17 protein-coding genes are annotated in these 17895 nt (G+C 63.1%); 10 read left to right on the forward strand and 7 right to left on the reverse strand.

Annotated features, from left to right (window positions below):
- Positions 1 to 23: 23 nt before the first annotated feature.
- The 3 genes from phaC to maiA all read right to left on the reverse strand — a co-directional run bounded on the left by phaC (position 24) and on the right by maiA (position 3778).
- Positions 24 to 1790 carry a class I poly(R)-hydroxyalkanoic acid synthase gene (gene phaC / locus AC1DVV_RS09475; RefSeq protein WP_477689371.1) on the reverse strand — a complete coding sequence of 589 codons (1767 nt, stop codon included), beginning with the start codon at positions 1788 to 1790 and terminating at the stop codon, positions 24 to 26.
- A gap of 356 nt (positions 1791 to 2146) precedes the next feature.
- Positions 2147 to 2956: a peptidoglycan editing factor PgeF gene (gene pgeF, locus AC1DVV_RS09480; protein WP_477665762.1), complete on the reverse strand. Its 810-nt coding sequence runs from the start codon at positions 2954 to 2956 to the stop codon at positions 2147 to 2149.
- 183 nt (positions 2957 to 3139) lie between these two features.
- Positions 3140 to 3778 (reverse strand): maleylacetoacetate isomerase, encoded by a 639-nt coding sequence (gene maiA / locus AC1DVV_RS09485; RefSeq protein WP_457280385.1) that lies wholly within the window; start codon positions 3776 to 3778, stop codon positions 3140 to 3142.
- Positions 3779 to 3898: 120 nt separating this feature from the next.
- Between maiA and AC1DVV_RS09490 the strand changes: the two genes are divergently transcribed.
- Complete coding sequence (locus AC1DVV_RS09490; RefSeq protein WP_457280384.1) at positions 3899 to 4933, forward strand: NADP-dependent oxidoreductase; 1035 nt, start codon at positions 3899 to 3901, stop codon at positions 4931 to 4933.
- 38 nt (positions 4934 to 4971) lie between these two features.
- On the opposite strand, the gene AC1DVV_RS09495 is transcribed toward AC1DVV_RS09490, so the two are convergent.
- Both AC1DVV_RS09495 and AC1DVV_RS09500 read right to left on the reverse strand, forming a co-directional pair.
- Complete coding sequence (locus tag AC1DVV_RS09495) at positions 4972 to 5460, reverse strand: Lcl C-terminal domain-containing protein (protein WP_457306593.1); 489 nt, start codon at positions 5458 to 5460, stop codon at positions 4972 to 4974.
- A 145-nt stretch (positions 5461 to 5605) separates the two neighbouring features.
- Positions 5606 to 6559: a LysR family transcriptional regulator gene (locus AC1DVV_RS09500; protein WP_477665761.1), complete on the reverse strand. Its 954-nt coding sequence runs from the start codon at positions 6557 to 6559 to the stop codon at positions 5606 to 5608.
- A gap of 121 nt (positions 6560 to 6680) precedes the next feature.
- Between AC1DVV_RS09500 and AC1DVV_RS09505 the strand changes: the two genes are divergently transcribed.
- Together AC1DVV_RS09505 and AC1DVV_RS09510 are read left to right on the forward strand one after the other, a co-directional pair.
- Positions 6681 to 7883, forward strand: a complete 1203-nt coding sequence (locus AC1DVV_RS09505; RefSeq protein ID WP_457280381.1) for an MFS transporter — start codon at positions 6681 to 6683, stop codon at positions 7881 to 7883.
- A 12-nt stretch (positions 7884 to 7895) separates the two neighbouring features.
- Positions 7896 to 9152 (forward strand): SGNH/GDSL hydrolase family protein, encoded by a 1257-nt coding sequence (locus AC1DVV_RS09510; protein ID WP_457280380.1) that lies wholly within the window; start codon positions 7896 to 7898, stop codon positions 9150 to 9152.
- Between the two features lie 14 nt (positions 9153 to 9166).
- Here AC1DVV_RS09510 and AC1DVV_RS09515 read toward each other — a convergent pair whose 3' ends face one another.
- Entirely contained in the window at positions 9167 to 9889 is a 723-nt protein-coding gene (locus AC1DVV_RS09515) for a GntR family transcriptional regulator (RefSeq protein ID WP_457280379.1), read from the reverse strand.
- 52 nt (positions 9890 to 9941) lie between these two features.
- On the opposite strand from AC1DVV_RS09515, the gene AC1DVV_RS09520 reads away from it, so the two are divergent.
- From AC1DVV_RS09520 to AC1DVV_RS09535, 4 genes are read left to right on the forward strand one after another with little or no spacing between them, the layout of a single operon-like run.
- Positions 9942 to 11354, forward strand: coding sequence for a Rieske 2Fe-2S domain-containing protein (locus AC1DVV_RS09520; RefSeq protein WP_477702545.1), 1413 nt, complete (start codon positions 9942 to 9944; stop codon positions 11352 to 11354).
- Positions 11351 to 12835, forward strand: a complete 1485-nt coding sequence (locus tag AC1DVV_RS09525) for a glutamine synthetase family protein (RefSeq protein WP_457280377.1) — start codon at positions 11351 to 11353, stop codon at positions 12833 to 12835. Before AC1DVV_RS09520 ends, AC1DVV_RS09525 begins: the two co-directional genes overlap by 4 nt.
- Positions 12836 to 12862: 27 nt before the next feature.
- Entirely contained in the window at positions 12863 to 13195 is a 333-nt protein-coding gene (locus AC1DVV_RS09530; protein ID WP_457280376.1) for a 2Fe-2S iron-sulfur cluster-binding protein, read from the forward strand.
- Between the two features lie 19 nt (positions 13196 to 13214).
- On the forward strand, positions 13215 to 13517 hold the full coding sequence (locus AC1DVV_RS09535) for an antibiotic biosynthesis monooxygenase family protein (protein WP_457280375.1): 303 nt from the start codon (positions 13215 to 13217) through the stop codon (positions 13515 to 13517).
- 88 nt (positions 13518 to 13605) lie between these two features.
- Here the strand turns inward: AC1DVV_RS09535 and AC1DVV_RS09540 are convergent, their stop codons facing one another.
- Positions 13606 to 14049 carry a MarR family winged helix-turn-helix transcriptional regulator gene (locus AC1DVV_RS09540; RefSeq protein ID WP_457280374.1) on the reverse strand — a complete coding sequence of 148 codons (444 nt, stop codon included), beginning with the start codon at positions 14047 to 14049 and terminating at the stop codon, positions 13606 to 13608.
- Between the two features lie 105 nt (positions 14050 to 14154).
- On the opposite strand from AC1DVV_RS09540, the gene AC1DVV_RS09545 reads away from it, so the two are divergent.
- The 3 genes from AC1DVV_RS09545 (at position 14155) to AC1DVV_RS09555 (ending at position 17866) form a co-directional block, all read left to right on the forward strand.
- A complete protein-coding gene (locus AC1DVV_RS09545; RefSeq protein WP_477702544.1) occupies positions 14155 to 15348 on the forward strand; it encodes a 3-hydroxybenzoate 6-monooxygenase in 1194 nt (397 codons plus the stop codon).
- Between the two features lie 26 nt (positions 15349 to 15374).
- Entirely contained in the window at positions 15375 to 16373 is a 999-nt protein-coding gene (locus AC1DVV_RS09550; protein WP_477702543.1) for a Bug family tripartite tricarboxylate transporter substrate binding protein, read from the forward strand.
- Positions 16374 to 16501: 128 nt separating this feature from the next.
- Positions 16502 to 17866, forward strand: coding sequence for an FAD-dependent oxidoreductase (locus AC1DVV_RS09555; protein WP_477702542.1), 1365 nt, complete (start codon positions 16502 to 16504; stop codon positions 17864 to 17866).
- The last annotated feature ends 29 nt before the right edge of the window (positions 17867 to 17895 follow it).

Consider the following 17895-nt stretch of genomic DNA (forward strand, 5'->3'; position numbering starts at 1 on the left):
TCTGAGAGGCGCGGCTTGCTGTGTCAGGCTTTTGCCTTGACATAGCGGCCCGGCGCAGGCTCGATGGCTTTGTACTTGCGGCTGCCATAGGTTTTGGGTGCAGCAATTTGCTTGCCAGCATGGCCCTTGAGCCATTCCGACCAATCCGTCCACCAGCTGCCAGGATGTTCTGTCGCGCCTTCGAGCCAACCGGCTTGCGTCGCGGGAAACTTCCCCTGTGGCAGCTTGTCACGGGTCCAGTAGCTTCGTTTTTTCTTGGCCGGCGGGTTGATCACACCCGCAATATGGCCGGAAGCACCCATGACAAAACGTTTTTTTCCAGGCAAGTGCTGCGTGGAGGCATAGGCGCCGCCAATCGGCACGATGTGGTCTTCACGCGAGCCGTAGATGTACACAGGAATGTCGACCTTGCGCAAGTCTACTTTCTGGCCGCACACCACGGTCTTGCCCGGCTTGATGAGATTGTTCTCAAAATAGGTATTGCGCAGGTACCAGGCGTAAAACGGGCCCGGCAGGTTGGTGGAGTCGCTGTTCCAGTACAGCAGGTCAAACGGAGGCGGTGTTTCGCCCTTCAGGTAATTGCCGACCACGTAATTCCAGACAAGGTCGTTTGGTCGCAGGAAGCTGAAGGTGGAAGCCAGGTCTTGCCCCTTGAGCAAGCCGCCCTCCCCCATCTCGGCCTCACGGTACTTGACCGAGGTTTCGTCGATGAAGATATCAAGGATGCCGGTGTCGGTGAAATCAAGAAACGAGGTGAGCAACGTGGCACTGGCCACCGGCTTTCTACCCTGTGCGGCCAGCACGGACAGCGCTGTTCCGAGGATGGTGCCGCCCACGCAAAAACCCAGTGCGTTCAGGGTCTTGGCGCCGGTGATCTCCTGCACTACCTCGATCGCCTTGATGGCGGCGTGCTCGATGTAGTCGTCCCACGTCTTCCGGGCCATCGACTCGTCCGGATTGCGCCAGCTCACCACGAAGGTGCGGTGGCCCTGGCTGACGGCATAGCGGATCAGCGAGTTCTCGGGCTGCAGGTCAAGGATGTAGAACTTGTTGATGCATGGCGGGATCAGCAGGAAAGGCTTTTCGTACACCTTTGCCGTCAGGGGCTTGTACTCCAGCAGTTGAAAGAATTCATTTTCAAACACCACCGCGCCTTCGGTGGTGGCAACGTTTTTACCGACCTCGAACACACGCTCGTCGGTCATGGATACGTGGCCCTGCTTCAGATCGTGCAGCAGGTTGGTGAGACCCTGGGCGATGCTTTCGCCCTGGCTCTCGATGGCTTTTTGCTGCGCCTCTGCATTGAGCGCCAGGAAATTGCTGGGCGCCGTGGCCGCCATCCATTGCTCGACCGCGAAGCGCACGCGTGCGCGGGTCTTTGCGTCGCCTTCGACGGCGTCGGCCAGGGCCATGAGGGTGCGGGCGTTCAGCAGATAGGTGGAAGCCGAAAATTTCGAGACGGGGTTGGTCTTCCAGGCCGCGCTTGAAAACCTGCGGTCAGAAGACACCAGCGTATCGGCGCCGTCCTGCAACCCCTGGTTCCACAGGGCTGAGGCGTCCGCGATATAGCGCTGCTGCAATTCCTGGAGCCTGGCCGGATCGAACTGGAGTGCCGGTGGGGTCTGGCCTGTGCTGAATGCACCCATTGGCGCAAATCCGTTGTTTGCACCAGTATTGAAGCCGGCGCTTGATCCGGCGTTTGCCATGACACTCATGGCCTGCTGCAGGCCTGCCGCAAAGGTCTCTTGCATCTGCCGGGCCGCTTCGGCCTGCTTTGCGTCAAAATTCATCTTGTCTCCCCGATCCATGTTGAGTCCTGGTGACTCTTTTGAGCACACCAACAGTATCGTAGGATTTGCATTACAAATTGCTCACCAGGGCCGCGGAGTTCTACGTATTTATGTATTTGATTGTCATCGCCTGGATTTACGTTGTGCTCATGATGAGTGTTGCCGAAGCCACCAACAGCAACGGCACACTTCTGGGGGCACTGGTCACCTTTGTACTCTATGGACTGGGTCCTGTGGCATTGGTGGTTTACCTGATGGGTGCACCTGCCCGCAGCAAGGCGATCAAGAAGCGCGCAGCAGAGAAGCGCCTGCAGCAAACTGCAGACGCGGACGCAGCCCCAGACAAACCCTCACCGTCACACGCGCCAGATACAGGCGGCCATGCGCCCCGTGGTGCCAAACCCATTACCAGTGACGCCGGCATCCCGCCGGTGGGAAAAGAACCTTGACGGATTGCCCACGGTGCACCATGCATCGCTGCCATCATTGCCGTACACCTGTGTAATCCCCATCGCCTTGAGGCGCAACCGCGCCAGCGCCGGCAAGTCGGCCAAGTATTTATCGCTGCCGCACGGCGTAAAGCAGCGGCCGGCGTCAGACTGAACGGTTTCGAACGCGGCCTTGACTTCAGCGCCGACTTCGAACGCTGCAGGCCCGATGCACGGTCCGAGCCATGCTATTATTTTGATAGCTGATTGCGCTTGTTTTTGTTGGGCCAGAGCCCGAAATGACTCATAAACTGCCTCAAGTACACCGTGCGGGCCCGTCGGGCTTCCTGCCAGCCCGCGCCAGCCCGCATGCGCTGCGGCCACCACAGCGCCCTCTTCGCTCGCGAACAGCACCGGCAAGCAATCGGCCACCATGATGGTGCAGGCAAGTCCCGCCTGATCCGTCACGCAGGCATCGGCTGTCTGGCCGTCGGCGGCATCGGCGCTCAACACCAGCACCTCGCTGCCATGCACCTGCTGAAGGAACACCGGGTGGCTGCCCGTTGCCCGCCGCAGCACATCGCGGTTCGCCGCAACATTGGCCGGCTGGTCGCCGACGTGGTCACCCAGGTTCAGGCTGTCATAGGGAACGGGCGACACGCCACCGGCACGCGTGGTGAACACTGCACGCACGCCGGCAGGCACCGGCCAGTCGGGAATCAGCCAATCAGTATGCAAAACAGGCACCGGTAATTTTCCGACGGGCCGCCCCCAGGAAAATTGGCCCCTGAGGGGCTGGAGCCTGCGGCTCCGAACCTGCTTGAGCAGGTTTGGACAGGCGACAGAGGCGTAGCGTCTCGCAAGCCGCGGCCTGCAAGGCCTCGTGAACCACACGAAGTGGGGAACGTGGGGGCCACATATTTAGGCTTCGTTGTCGGGGCAGGCCGAAGGCTGGGCTTTCTGGAAGGCCGGCAGCGCCATACAGGCGTCGAACGCGGCCATGGTGCGCGGCAGTCCGTCAAAACTCACGTTAAAGCGTTTGGCATTGAATATCTGCGGCACCAGGCAGCAATCAGCCAGTGTCGGTGTATCGCCATAGCAATAGGTCGATGCCGGCAATTGGGCCAGCTGGCGTTCAAAGGCCTCCAGGCCTTCACGGCACCAGTGCACATACCAGGCGTTCTTTGCAGCTTCGTCGAGCTTGAGTTCCTTGACCAGGTATTTCAGGACGCGCAGGTTGTTGACGGGATGGATTTCGCAGGCAATGGACTGCGCCAGCGCGCGCACCTTGGCGCGGCCCAATGCATCCGCCGGCAGCAAGGCCGGTTCCGGGTGTTTTTCATCCAGGTATTCGATGATGGCCATCGACTGCGACAGCTTTTCCCCATCGACTTCCAGCAGGGGCACCAGGGTGTCGGCGGCCAGGGCGGCGTAAGGCGGCTGCTTGTGCTCCCCTTTGGCAATGTGCACAGGAATGTAGTCGTAGCTCAGGCCCTTGAGCTCCATCGCAATGCGTACACGAAACGACGAAGAAGAGCGGAAATAGTTGTGGAGTTTCATCTCTAAAGCATAAACCCAAATCTTGCCAGCCCGCCGCGCGAATCGCCTGCGCGACTGGTGCAAAGCCCGGTCGCCGCTACCATCCTGGCGACAACCTTCCCCAATTCAGCGGAGACCACCATGAGCGCCATCGCCACCTTAGCCAACCACCAGATTCGCCTGGCAAGCCGCCCCGTCGGCTTGCCCACACGCGACAACTGGAGCTTCACCACCGAGCCCGTGGCCGAACCCGGCCCGGGCGGCGTGCTCGTCAAAACCCTGTACCTGTCGCTGGACCCGGCCATGCGCGGCTGGATGAACGACGCCAAAAGCTACATCCCGCCGGTGGAAATCGGCGCCGTGATGCGTGCCGGCGGTGTGGGCAAAGTGATCGCCTCGCAAAACCCGGCCTTTGCCGTGGGCGACTACGTGAACGCCGCACTCGACGTGCAGGAATATTGCCTGATCCCGGCCGACCAGATCAAGCGCAGCGGCATGTTCAAGATCGACCCGCGCCTGGGCCTCACATCCTGGCTTAATGTGCTGGGCCTGCCCGGCATGACCGGCTACTTCGGCCTGCTGGAAGTCGGCCTGCCCAAGGCCGGCGAAACCGTCGTGGTTTCCGGCGCGGCCGGCGCCGTGGGCCAGACAGTAGGCCAGATCGCCAAGCTCAAGGGTTGCCGGGTGGTGGGCATTGCCGGGGGCAAGGCCAAGTGCGACTGGGTGGTCAAGGAACTGGGCTTTGACGCCTGCATCGACTACAAGAACGGCGACGTGCGTGCCGGATTGAAGGAACATTGCCCCAAGGGCATCGACATCTACTTTGACAACGTGGGCGGCGAGATCCTGGACATGGTGCTGGCGCGGCTGGCGCGCGGTGCCCGCATCATCATCTGCGGCGCCATCAGCCAATACAACAACACCACGCCCGTGAAGGGCCCCGCCAATTATTTATCGCTGCTGGTCAATCGCGCCCGCATGGAAGGCATCGTGGTATTTGATTACGCCGACCGCTACCACGTCGGTGTGGCGGAGATGGCCGGCTATCTCAAGGCCGGCACCATGAAAAGCAAGGAAGACATCGTCGTGGGGCTGGACACCTTCCCGGAAACACTGCTCAAGCTTTTCAACGGCGAGAACTTCGGCAAACTGGTGCTGCAGGTGGCCAAAGACTGAGGGCCGATGCGCCGGCTGCTGCCGGCGTTGGGTGCCGCTTACTTCGCATTGCGCACCAGGCGCACGACGGCCGCCGTGGCACGCGGGGCTTCACCGGCACTGCCGTCGCTGAAGCCCACAAAGGTGAAATAGCCCGGGCCGGTGCTGCTCGATGTCCAGAAGCGCGCCACGGGCGTGCCCGGAAAAGCATTCGGATCTATCGCCGCCTTGTCCACGTCAGCCTCTCGTGCAGAGACGATGCTGGAGAGTTCTTTGAGAATCGGCAAGCGCCATTGGGCCTCCGGCGCGGAAGCCGCCTTGGCACGCGCGGCCGCATCGGGATGGTTCAGGAAAGCCGGTTGCCCGGTGCAGGTCTTGCCCTTCCAGACCATGCCCTCCGCGCAACGCCGCCAGACCAGGCCGGTGCGGCTGTCGGTGACTTCCTGGTTGTCTGCGGATACGCTGAAACGCTCCTGCGCAAAACTTGCGCTGGACAATGCCAACAGCAAAAGGGAAAGACCCAAGGTGTGAACAGAATTGCGGTGCATAGAAATCTCCATGGCCGGAGCGGCCTTGCAGCCTTACGACTTGTTACCAATACTAGGCAAGTTATCTCGCTGCAACCATAGGGAACCTATGTAGGGGGTAGTACTTAGCGCTCACGCACTGTTTGTGTGCGGGCGCATTCAGGCGTCAGGGTTGATGCAGCTGGTAGTCATGCCCGAGCCCGCCACCATCAAGAACCTCCTGCGTGACCTGCTCAACCAGAAAATCCAGCAGCACGCGCACGCGCGCCGGCAAGCGGCCGCCCCGGCCGACAAATACTGCATGGATGGGTTCGCGCTCGCCCGGGTTCAGGCTTTCAGCCACCGGCACCAGGCGGCCCGCGTCAATGTCGCGGCCGACGTGGAACATCGACATGCGGGCTAGCCCCGCCCCCGCCAGTACCAGGTGGCGCAGCGCCTCGCCGTCGCTGGCACGCGCATAGCCGGTGATCGGCAACTGCTGAACCTGCCCGTCTACCCGTACCGGCCAGTAATGCATATTGCGCTTGAAGGTATGGGCCAGGCGCTGGTGCACTTCCAGCTCTTCCAGTGTGCGCGGTGTGCCGTGCCGGGCGAGGTACCCGGGACTGCCGACAATCACCTGCGCCGTATCGCCCAGGCGCCGCGCCACCAGTTGGGACGACGCAAGTGCACCCCAGCGGATTGCCACATCGGTGCGCTCGTCCAGCAAGTCGACCACGCGGTCTGTCAAGGTAATGTCCAGCGAGATATCCGGAAAGCGCTCGTGAAAGGCCGGCACCAACGGCAGCAGCAAGCAGTGCGCGGTGGGCATGCTGGCGTTGATGCTGACGCGCCCGCGCGGCATGGCGCCGGCGGCCGCACCGCGTTCGGCCTCGTCCATGTCGGCCAGCACGCGCGTGCTCTGCTCGTAAAACGTCGTGCCTTCGGGTGTGAGCTGCAACTTGCGCGTAGTGCGGTTGACAAGCCGCGTACCCAGCCGCGCCTCCAGCCGCGTCACCAGCTTGCTGACGGCCGAAGGGGTCATGCACAGCTGCCGGGCGGCGGCCGAAAAACCGCCCTTGTCCACGACCTGGACAAAGGCCTCCATCTCGCCGGAGCGGTTGACGTCTATGCGGGGCATGCTCTGGTATTTTTTCGTGAATTATTGTGAATTGAATTCATAAATGATTGTCTTTGCGGCATTCTAGTCAAGATATAACTTAGTCTTCACACTCAGCACATCCTCTTTTTAGGCGACTTTCATGGATGCGCGCAAATCACTCCCTTCACTTCCGTTAGGCCTGCTGGCCCTCACCGCGGGCTCCTTTGGTATCGGCACGACCGAATTCGTCATCATGGGCCTGCTGCTGCAGGTTTCCGCCGACCTGGGCGTGACCATCGCGTCGGCGGGGTTGCTGATTTCAGGCTACGCGCTGGGCGTGGCGGTGGGCGCGCCGGTGCTGACGCTGGCCACGCGCAAGCTGCCGCGCAAAACCGTGCTGCTGGCCCTCATGGCCATCTTCACGCTGGGCAACCTGGCCTGCGCGCTGGCGCCGGACTACGGCAGCCTCATGGCCGCCCGCGTCATTACCTCGATGGCGCACGGCACCTTCTTCGGCGTGGGCTCCATCGTGGCCACCGGCCTGGTCGCGCCCGAGCGCAAGGCCTCGGCCATCGCCATCATGTTCAGCGGGCTGTCGCTGGCCACCCTGCTCGGCGTGCCCGCTGGCGCCTGGCTGGGCCTGCACTACGGCTGGCGTTCCACTTTCTGGGTGGTGACGCTGATCGGCTTGCTCGCCTTTGTGGTGCTGGCCATTTTTGTGCCGCGCAGCGCGGCTGAAAACGGTACCTCGACCATCCGGCAAGAGCTGGCCGGCCTGGCCCGCCCGCAAGTACTGCTGGGCCTCTTGATGACGGTGCTCGGCTTCGCCGGCCTGTTTGCGATCTTCACCTACATCCAGCCCATCCTCACGCAGATCACCGGCTTCAGCGAAGCGGCGGTGTCGCCCATCCTGCTGGTGTTTGGCGGTGGCTTCTTTGTGGGCAATCTGCTGGGTGGACGCCTGGCCGACCGCGGGCTGCGGATGTCGCTGCTGCTCACACTGGGCGCGCTCGCGCTGGTGCTGGGCGTGATGGGCTTTGTGCTGCATTCGCCGGTGGCCACGGTGGTGTTTGTCGGGCTGCTGGGCGCGGCCTCTTTTGCCACGGTGGCGCCGCTGCAGATGCGCGTGCTGCAGCAGGCGCACGGCGCAGGCCAGAACCTGGCGGCCAGCCTCAACATCGGTGCCTTCAATGTGGGCAATGCGCTGGGCGCGTGGCTGGGCGGCCTGGTCGTCAACAGTTCCTTCGGGCTGGGCGGCTTGAGCTGGCTGGCTGCGCTGATCACGGTGGCCGGCATCGCGGTCACTCTGTACAGCCTGTCGCGCGACAAGGCCGAGCCGCGCGCCATCCCCGTCACTTGCTGAGAGAACCACACCATGAACACATTTTTCCTTTCAAAGCGGCGCGTATTTCAAGCCGTTCTTTCATTCGCGCTGCTGTTTGCCAGTGCTTTACCGCAGGCGCAGGCAGCTGGTGCCGGCGTGTGGATGCCAAGCTGGACGGCAAGCCCCCAACCCATCTGGAGCAATGACTTTGTGCTGCCGCTGGGCCTTCCCGCCACGCTTCACGACCAGACCGTGCGCCAGACCGTCCGGGCCAGCGTGGGCGGCTCACGCGTGCGCATCGTGCTGTCCAACGAATATGGCTCACAAGCCTTGCAGGTAGGCGCGGCCCAGATAGCGCCTGCCGGCGAAGCCGGAAAGGCAGTGACCTTTGGGGGGCAACAGGCCGTTACCGTGCCGGCAAGCGCCGTCGTGATGAGCGACCCGATCGAGACGCGCGTCGCACCGTTGGCCCACCTGTCGGTCAGCCTCTACTTTCCACAAACGACACCACTCACCACCATTCACTGGGACGGCCTTCAGCCCGCGCAGATTGCGGCAGGCAATGCCGTGAACGCGAGCGTCCTCAAGGCAGATGCCACGGTGAACAGCCGCCTCTTTCTCAGCGCGGTGTTGGTCGACGCCGCACCGGGCACACGCAGCGTGGTGGCCTTTGGCGACTCCATCACCGACGGCGCGGCGTCCACGCCGGGCGCCGACCAGCGCTGGCCGGATTTTCTGGCGCGCCGCCTGGCCAGTCAAAACGTGGCCGTGCTCAACGCGGGTATTTCGGGCGGACGGGTGCTCAAGAACCACATGGGCATGAATGCACTGGCCCGGTTCGAGCGCGACGTGCTGGGTCAGCCCGGTATTGCCACCGTAGTGCTGCTCATGGGCATCAACGACATCAGCTGGCCTGGCAGCACCCTTGAACCCAAGGAGCCCGCCACACAGACTGACGCACTGATCGCCGGCTACCGGCAGCTGATTGCTCGCGCCAGGAGCCGCGGCGTGCGCATCGTCGGCGCCACGCTGACCCCATTCGAGGGCGCGCTGACAATGCCGGGCTCACCGATTGCCAATTACTACAGCCCCGCAAAAGACGCGGTGCGCCAGCGCGTCAACGCATGGATACGCGACAGCGGCGAATTCGATGCGGTGCTGGATTTTGATGCGGTGGCGCGCGATCCGCAGAACCCGCTGCGCATCCTGCCCGCCTATGACTCGGGCGACCACCTGCACCTGGGTGATGCCGGCAATAAGGCGGTTGCTGAATCCATCGACCTGAAGTTATTAATGGGAGAGCGCTAGACCGCGGGCAGGCGCTAGCCGCCCACCACAAGGCGCAAACCAGGCATCAGGCTTTCGGTTTCGGCGCGCCGCTGCAGCGCCATGCGCATGTTCATCTGTGCGACTTCCGTGTGTTCGACTGCCAGCGCCTGGGCACGCGCCCCCTCCCCGGCCTTGAGCGCTGCAAACAGCATGTGGTGCTGGCGGTGCGCGTAGTGCATCCAGTCGCGGTCCTGCTCCAGCGTGGACTGCATGGGCAACATGGCCGAGGCTGACGCGAAGGGGAGCTTGTCGTTCAATTCGATCGCGCGTTGCAGTGCACGGTTGCCGCTGGCCTCCAGGATAAGCGCGTGGAAGCGGTCGTTCATGGCCGCATAGGCCGCGTAGTTGTCATAGCCCAGCGGGTTGGCGGCCAGTGCGCGGTCGCCTTCGTCCAGGCAGGACTGCAAATCAAGTTGCAACTGGCGTGACACACCGTGCTCAGCTACCAGCCGCGCCGCCATGCCCTCCAGATGGCCGCGTACCGCAATGGCATCGGCCACCTCGCGCGGGGTGAACTGGCGCACCAGGTATTTGCCGGTGTCATTGGCCTCGACCAGCCCTTCCTGCTCCAGCGTGACCAGCGCGGCCCGCACCGGTGTGCGCGAGGCGCCCAGGCGCTCGGCCAGTTGCTGCTCGGCCAGGCGCTGGCCCGGCTCAAACTCGCCGCGCAAGATCAGGTCGCGCAACTGCATCAAAACGGTTTCTTGCAAGTTCATGCCCGAGAATGTACACTGAATTTTAATTTCGGTATACCGTTTTAAGGTCTCCATGAACGCTGAACAGAACGAACTGCTCACCCGCATCACCGCGGGCACGCCCTGCGGCAAGCTGCTGCGCCAGTACTGGCAACCTGCGGCGCTGGTCGATGAGTTCAACCCGGCGCTGGACCCGCGTATGGAGATCCGCCCGGTCAAGGCGCTCAAACTGTTCGGCCAGAATCTGGTGCTGTTCAAGGACACCTCCGGCGCATGGGGCCTGCTGGACCGCGACTGCGCGCACCGCGGCGCCGACCTGTCGTTTGGCCGCCGCGAAAGCGCCGCGCAAGGCGGCGGCCTGCGCTGCCCTTTTCACGGCTGGAAGTTCGCCACCGACGGCCGCTGCCTGGAAACACCGGCCGAGCCCACGGGCAGCAAGTTGTGTGAACGCATACGCCAGCGCAGCTACCCCGTGATTGAAAAAGCCGGCGTGCTGTTTGCCTGGATGGGCGACGAGGGCAGCACACCGCCGCCCTTTCCCGCTTTTGATTGCTTTACCGCACCGGCCACGCACAGCTTTGCCTTCAAGGGTTTGTGGAACGCCAACTGGCTGCAGGCTTTTGAAGTGGGCATCGACCCGGCGCACCCGTCTTTCCTGCATCGCTTTTTGCAGGACGATCCGCTCGACGAAATCGGCGAAAACCCGGCCGGCAAGCAGTTTCGCAGCGCCAGCGCCGGCACGAAGGACGGCGAGCAGTGGCCGATGACGCGCATCATGCGCGAGTTCGCCCAGCCCGACATCAGCTTTGAAAACAAGCCCTGGGGCATGCAGCTGACCGCACTGCGCGCCATGACCGACAAGCTCACGCATGTGCGCGTGACCAACGCCATCTTTCCGGCCACGTTTGTGATTCCGCTGTCGGAAACCATGACCATCACGCAGATGCATGTGCCGGTAGACGACACGAACACCTACTGGTACACCTTCTTCACCAGCTTTGGCGCCCCGCTGGACCGCGAGAGCATGCGCGCGCAGCGCCAGCAGTTCATTGCCCTGCCCGATTACATTCCCAAAGCGGGCCGCCACAACAACTGGGGCTTCAACGCCGAAGAGCAGATGAGCACCACCTACCTGGGCATGGGCGAAGAAGACATCAATGTGCACGACCAATGGGCCGTGGAAAGCATGGGCGAGATCCAGGACCGCACACGCGAACACCTGGGCACCTCCGACAAGGTCATCATGGCCAACCGGCGCGTGCTGCTCAAGGCGATTGAGACCGTGCAAAACGGCGGCGTGGCGCCCGGCATCGCCGACCCTGCGCTGGCCGCAGCGATCACCGGCCCGGACACGGTGGATGGCATTGCGCCGGCGGGCGAATGGTCTCAGTGGTGGCAGCAAGCCGCGCGCACCAAACGCGAGAGTGCGCCGTGGCTGGGCGCCAGAGCCACCTCCGACTCACCCAGCACCGTCACTCAGCCATGAGCAGCTTTGCGGCGCAATGCGGCGTGCAAGACGCGGCAAGGCAGGCTGCGCTGGCCGATGCCACGCGGCGCATCGAGGCGGGCGGCCTTGAGCTGGTGCGCTTTGCCTGGTGCGACCTGCATGGCATGTTGCGCGGCAAGACACTGGTGGCCGCAACTGCCGCACAGGCCATGACCGAAGGCGTGGGCATGGTGAGCACGCTGCTGCTCAAGGACACGGCCGACCGCACCGCCTACAAAGTGTTCGAGGCTGGCGGCGCCGCTGAACTGCCGGGCTTTGAATTTGGCGGCAATGTGATGCTGCTGGCCGACCCGGCGAGCCTGAAAGAATTGCCCTGGGCGGAGAAGACCGGCTGGGTGCAGTGCCAGCCGTGGTTCCCCGACGGCAGCCCCGTGGAGTTCGACACTCGCCGCGTGCTGCAAAGCGCCCTCGCCAACCTGGCCGAAGCCGGCTACGGCATGAAGTGTGGGCTGGAAATCGAGTTCCACATTTACCGGATTGCCGAGGGTGGCAGCGTTCCCCAGCTTGACCCGACGCGGGCCGACTGGCCGGGCTTGCCGCCAGAGGTGACCATGATCCATCCCGGCTACCACCTGCTGTCAGAGCAATGGGTGGACATGGCCGAGGAGCCGCTTCGCATCGTACAGCGCACGGCGCAGGCGCTGGGGCTGCCCCTGCTGTCGCTGGAAATCGAGCTGGGGCCCAGCCAGGTCGAGGCGGTATTTGAAGCCACCGATGCGCTGACAGCCGCCGACAACATGGTGCTGTTTCGCAGTGCGGTGAAGCAGGCCTTGCGGCGTGCCGGTTACCACGCCACCTTCATGTGCCGCCCGCCCTTTCCCAACATCATGTCCAGCGGCTGGCACCTGCACCAGTCACTGGTGCACCTGAAAACCGGTGCCAACGCCTTCAAACGCCAAAGCCCCGCGGACGGAAGCACACCCGCGCACGCGCAGTACACGCTGACCGAAACCGGCGAACACTACCTCGCCGGGTTGCTCGCGCATGCGCGCGGCATGACGGCCTTCTGCACGCCCACCATCAATGGTTTCGGCCGCTTTCGGCCGAATGCGCTGGCGCCCCAATCGATTTTGTGGGGCCGGGACAACCGCGGTGCCATGCTGCGCGTGGTTGGCCAATGCAACGACAACGGCACACGTATCGAGAACCGCCTCGGCGAACCCGCCGCGAACCCTTATCTCTATCTGGCCTCGCAAATCCACGCCGGGCTGGACGGCATCGCGCGCCGCCTGAAAGCCCCCCCAGCCACCGACGCGCCTTATGGTGACACCGCCAAAAGATTGCCCACCAGCCTCGAAGAGGCGCTGCAAGCCTTGCAAGGCGACACGACGCTGGCGGAGGCATTCGGCAGCGCGTTCATCGCTTACCTCACGCGGGTCAAACAGGCCGAAATCACCCGCCATGCCGAGGCCCAGGACCAGGACGACTGGCAAAGACGTGAATACTTCAGCCGGATCTAACCGCCGCGGCCCGCATAAAAAATAACCATGATCACCATCCATTTCATCGAATCGGGCGGCCGCTCCACGCCGGTAAAAGGCAAAGTCGGCAAAAGCCTGATGGAAGCCGCAGTGGCCGCAGGCATTGACGGCATTGCCGCCGACTGCGGCGGCCTGCTGACTTGCGCCACCTGCCATGTACACGTGCAGGAACCTTTTTCCTCGGACACGCAAACCCTGCCGCCACCTGATGGCGAAGAGCTCGGCATGCTGGCATTTACCGCCGCGCCGCGCCTTCCCAACAGCCGGCTCAGTTGCCAGATCAAGCTCACGCCCGCGCTCGACGGATTGACGGTAGAGTTGCCTTCTACCCAGTATTAATTACCTCAGAAAGTTGTTCATGATTCTCGAACTCGCCGACATCCGCATTCACCCGGGCCAGCAAGCAGCCTTTGACGAAGCCATCCAGCGCGGCATCCGCGAAGTCATTTCCAAAGCCAGGGGCTTTCAGGGCTTCAAGGTCAACAAGGGCATTGAAAGCCCCGAACGCTACATCCTGCAGATCTTCTGGGACACACTGGAAAACCACACCGTCGACTTTCGTCAGTCGCCCGCCTTTGCCGACTGGCGTGCCATCGTCGGGCCCTTCTTTGCCGGCCCGCCCACGGTGGAGCATTTCGACCTGGTGGCCAAGTCAGCCTGAGCCTTGGGCCAGGGCCTGGCAAACAGGCGGGCAAAAAAAACGGGGCTGACGGCCCCGTTTTTTTGTCTGCGCGCAGTTCTGATGCCGGCTACCTGGCCGCGTTTTCGTGGCCGCTGATCAGCTTGCCAAGCAACAGGCCGAGCTGCACCCGCTCGTCATCATCCAGCGGGCTCACGATGCGCTGCTGTGCCTTGCTGACAGCACGCTTCATCTGCAGTGCAACTTTTTCCCCTTCGGGCGTCGTCCACAGCAGTTTGCGGCGCTTGTCGGATGGGTCAGCCTCCCGCTTGACCCAGCCTTTGGCCTCCAGCCGACCGATCACCGACCCGAAAGTGGCCGGGTCAAAGGCAACGCGGCCCGACAGTGTGATCTGGTCTTCGCCCGGGTCGTCCATCAGCGCATTCAGGATGGCGAACTGCACGGGCGTCGCATCAAACCCGGCCGTCTCCTCCATGAAGATCGCAACCGCGAGTTGTTGCGCCCGGCGGATCAAGTGCCCGGGGGCCTCGCTGAAGTTAAAGCTTTTTGCCATTTGCCGAGTTTACCGTTCAGGTTTGCGCTCAGGGTATGTACTAGCGTACATACATGATAAGCATACTTATCATTGTCAAAGCCACCCCCTGATACCCTCTCACACATGTCACACACATCCCCCATCCTCATCTCGGGCGGCGGCATCGGCGGGCTGGCCGCGGCCCTGGTGCTCGCGCAGGACGGGCATGCCGTGACGCTCATGGAACAGGCGGCGAGTTTTGGCGAGATCGGCGCGGGCATCCAGCTCGGTCCCAATATTTTCCGCATGTTTGACTACCTGGGCCTCACTGAAGCCGTCAACCGTGTAGCGTTCTTTCCCACCGGTCTTGGCATGAACGATGTGCGCACGGGCGAGAAAGTTGTCCGTGTCCCGCTTGGCGACCTGGCCCGCGCCACCTATGGCTTTCCTTATGGCGTGATTTACCGCGCCGACCTGCACCAGGTGTTCCTCAATGCCTGCCGGGCCCAACCCAACGTCACCTTGCGCACCAGCGCCAAGGTGGAGTCGTTTGACCAGTCGGAAAGCGGCGTGACCGTGCACCTTGCAGGCGGCGAAACCGTGGAAGGCGGCGCGCTGATAGGCGCAGACGGCATCTGGAGCTGCATCCGTGAAGCCGTGGTGGGCGACGGCAAACCTCGCGTGTCGGGCCATATCGCCTACCGCGCCGTGCTCAAGCGCGAGGATGTACCGGCCCATCTGTGGAGCGACGATGTGCTGCTTTGGGGTGGCGAGAAAACCCATCTGGTTCACTACCCCCTGCGCCGCGGCGAACTCTTCAACCTGGTGGCTGTTTTTCACAGCAATAAATACGACGAGGGCTGGAACACCTTTGGCGATACGGCCGAGCTGAACGAACGTTTCGCCGATGCCTGCCCGCAAGTCAAGGAACTGCTGGGAAAAATCGAGACCTGGAAGATGTGGGTACTGTGCGACCGTGAACCCGTGAAAAACTGGACCGACCGGCGCGTGACCCTGCTGGGCGACGCCGCCCACCCGATGCTGCAGTACCTCGCCCAGGGCGCCGGCCAGGCCATTGAAGACGCCGTCGTACTGCGTGAAGCGCTGCGCTTTACCCGCGGCGATGTGCCAAAGGCTTTTCAGAAATACCAGCAAAAGCGCTACCTGCGTACTGGCCGCGTGCAATTGACTGCCCGTTTTTACGGTGATATTTACCATGCGGCCGGTGTTCAACGCGAATTGCGCAACCAGATGTTCCAGAGCGGCACCGAGAGCGCGGGTTTCGCCGGCCTGAAGTGGATGTACGACGGAATCGAGCCGTCAAAACTGTTCCAATGACGGTTTCAAAAGTCCCAGAGATTGTCATGACTCTTCTTCCCAACACCGCTGCTCTCCGGATAATTGCTACGCTTTTGATAGCTGCTTGCGCTTATCCCTCGTGGGCTGCAGCTCCAAAAGACTTAAAAGATGCGGCTTGGCCGACCAGGCCGGTGCGCATCCTTGTGGGGTTTCCGGGCGGCTCTACGCCCGACATGGCGGCACGCAGCCTGGCCGAACCCCTCAGCCACGCCCTCGGCCAACCCGTGATTGTGGAAAACAGACCCGGCGCGTCAGGCAACATCGCGGCCGACCAGGTCGCCAAAGCCACTGACGACCATACGCTGGGCGTCGTCATCAACGGCAATCTCACCTCCGCCAAGCTGCTGTACCCGAAGCTGCCTTACGACCCGGCAAAAGACTTTTCGTTGATCTCGCTGCTGGCCACCGCACCGCTGGTTTTGGTGGCGCCCGCTAACGAGCCGGGTGGCACTGAGTTCTTCTCCGCCGCGCGCAAGGGCGCAAGCCAATGGAACTACGGTTCGGTCGGCAACGGCTCGGTGGCGCACCTGGGCATGGAGCTGCTGAAAAGCCGCATGCCCGGCGTCACACCTGTTCACGTGCCCTTTGCCGGCAACCCGCAGGTGGTGACCGCCATGCTGGGCGGCCAGATCCAGATGGCGCTGATCCCACCCGGCGTAGCCATGCCGCATGTGCGGTCGGGCAAGCTCCGGGCGATTGGCCTGGCTGGCGGACGCTCTTCGCTGGTGCCCGAGGTGCCGCCGCTGGCCGACGCCGGCGTGACCAACGTCAACCTGGAAGTCTGGACGGCCCTGATTGGCCCGGTCAGCCTTTCCAAGGCGGCCCAGGCGCGGCTGGCGCAAGAAGTGCCGCGCATCATCCGTGAGGCGGATACACGGCAAAAACTCTTCAACCAGGGCTGGCAGGCTGTGGGCACTTCGCCCGACGGCCTGAGGAGCCGCGTGAAGGACGAAGCTGCCATCCTGGGCGGCATCATCCAGTCGCGCGGCATCAAGATTGAATAAATGATGCCCCCACGGTCGTTCACTTCGTGTAACTTCCTGCCCCCCGTGGGGGCCGCCCGCCTGCGGCCCGGCAAAGCCGGTTCCGCGGCTCATGCTGGGTTGAAGAATTCTTTGGACGGAAGTGCGACTTGAACTCGATCACAGAACCTGCACGCACCCTACCCGTCTACGGCGAATTCGACGTCGTCGTGATCGGCGGCGGCCCCGCTGGTCTGGCTGCTAGCGTCAGCGCTGCGCGGCACGGTGCACGTACCTTGCTGGTCGAGCGCTACGGTTTCCTCGGCGGCATGGGCACAGCCGGCGGCGTCACTAATTTCGCAGGACTCTACGGCCGCAAGAATGGCCAGATGCAACAGGTGGTGCGCGGCGTGGCCGACGACCTGCTGCAGCGCATCAACGCACTGGGTGGTCTGAACGCGCCACAGGACGGCATGCAGGGCCGCATCCGTGTGCGTTCCTATGACGTGTCGGCCTACAAATGCGCAGCCGACCAGTTGCTGGTGGCGGCCGGTGTGCACATCCTTTTTCACGCCTGGGCTGCTGCGGTGGTGATGGAGGGCAACCGCATCAGCGCCCTGGTGGTCGAGACCAAATCCGGCCGCCAGGCAATCCGTGCCGCGCGTTTCATCGACTGCTCAGGCGACGCCGATGTGGCGAACTTCGCCGGCGTGCCGTTTGAGCTGGGCGACGGGCATGGCAGCGCGCTGTTTCCCTCCACCATGTTTCGCGTCGGCCATGTGGATGCGCCCCGCGCGCTGGCGGCTGTGGGCGAATTCAAAGCCATCAACACCCTGATGGCCGAGAGCCAGGCGCGTGAGCCAGGCCGCTACAAGTTTCCCCGTGAAGGTGCCATCCTCCGCCCCCAGAAGAACCCGACCGAATGGCGCGCCAACGTCACGCAGATACGCAACGCGCAAGGTACGGCCATGGATGCCACCGATGCGCGGCAGCTCAGCGAAGGTGAGCTTGAAGGCCGCCGCCAGATCACCGAATACTTCCGCTTCCTGAAGCATGAAGTGCCGGGTTTTGCGGAGTCCGCCATCGTCGACATCGCGCCGCAGGTCGGCATCCGCGAAACACGCCGCATTCAGGGCCTCTATGCCTTGAGCGGCGAAGACATCCTTTCATCGGCCCGCTTTGACGACACCATCGGCATCAATGCCTGGCCAATGGAGCTGCATGCGGATGGCCGGATCGACTGGCAATTTCCGCGCAACACCGATGAGGCGCAGGGTCGCGTCTACAACGACTTGCCCTGGCGCATGCTGGTGCCACAGGGCGTTGCCAACCTGGTGGTGGCCGGCCGCTGCGCCTCAATGACGCACGAAGGCCAGTCGGCCGCGCGCGCCAGCGGCGGTTGCTTTGTGATGGGCCAGGCAGCGGGCACGGCGGCGGCCATGCCGGGCGCCGGGCAGGCTTTTTCCGATACCGACGTGAAACAACTGCAGCAGTTGCTCACGCGGGACGGCGTGTATTTCGATAACGACCTTTAAGCGGCGATCTTTCACCCCAGAGACTGGAC

The sequence above is a fragment of the Polaromonas sp. P3_B4 genome, assembly GCF_056402835.1.

What these genes read in the sequence shown, in the direction of transcription:
- AC1DVV_RS09540 (WP_457280374.1), bottom strand. Translation starts at nt 14,049, where the DNA reads ATGGCAAAAAGCTTTAACTTCAGCGAGGCCCCCGGGCACTTGATCCGC.
- AC1DVV_RS09510 (WP_457280380.1), top strand. Translation starts at nt 7,896, where the DNA reads ATGAACACATTTTTCCTTTCAAAGCGGCGCGTATTTCAAGCCGTTCTT.
- AC1DVV_RS09520 (WP_477702545.1), top strand. Translation starts at nt 9,942, where the DNA reads ATGAACGCTGAACAGAACGAACTGCTCACCCGCATCACCGCGGGCACG.
- AC1DVV_RS09490 (WP_457280384.1), top strand. Translation starts at nt 3,899, where the DNA reads ATGAGCGCCATCGCCACCTTAGCCAACCACCAGATTCGCCTGGCAAGC.
- AC1DVV_RS09505 (WP_457280381.1), top strand. Translation starts at nt 6,681, where the DNA reads ATGGATGCGCGCAAATCACTCCCTTCACTTCCGTTAGGCCTGCTGGCC.
- AC1DVV_RS09550 (WP_477702543.1), top strand. Translation starts at nt 15,375, where the DNA reads ATGACTCTTCTTCCCAACACCGCTGCTCTCCGGATAATTGCTACGCTT.
- AC1DVV_RS09525 (WP_457280377.1), top strand. Translation starts at nt 11,351, where the DNA reads ATGAGCAGCTTTGCGGCGCAATGCGGCGTGCAAGACGCGGCAAGGCAG.
- AC1DVV_RS09535 (WP_457280375.1), top strand. Translation starts at nt 13,215, where the DNA reads ATGATTCTCGAACTCGCCGACATCCGCATTCACCCGGGCCAGCAAGCA.
- phaC (WP_477689371.1), bottom strand. Translation starts at nt 1,790, where the DNA reads ATGAATTTTGACGCAAAGCAGGCCGAAGCGGCCCGGCAGATGCAAGAG.
- AC1DVV_RS09530 (WP_457280376.1), top strand. Translation starts at nt 12,863, where the DNA reads ATGATCACCATCCATTTCATCGAATCGGGCGGCCGCTCCACGCCGGTA.
- maiA (WP_457280385.1), bottom strand. Translation starts at nt 3,778, where the DNA reads ATGAAACTCCACAACTATTTCCGCTCTTCTTCGTCGTTTCGTGTACGC.
- AC1DVV_RS09545 (WP_477702544.1), top strand. Translation starts at nt 14,155, where the DNA reads ATGTCACACACATCCCCCATCCTCATCTCGGGCGGCGGCATCGGCGGG.
- AC1DVV_RS09500 (WP_477665761.1), bottom strand. Translation starts at nt 6,559, where the DNA reads ATGCCCCGCATAGACGTCAACCGCTCCGGCGAGATGGAGGCCTTTGTC.
- AC1DVV_RS09495 (WP_457306593.1), bottom strand. Translation starts at nt 5,460, where the DNA reads ATGCACCGCAATTCTGTTCACACCTTGGGTCTTTCCCTTTTGCTGTTG.
- AC1DVV_RS09515 (WP_457280379.1), bottom strand. Translation starts at nt 9,889, where the DNA reads ATGAACTTGCAAGAAACCGTTTTGATGCAGTTGCGCGACCTGATCTTG.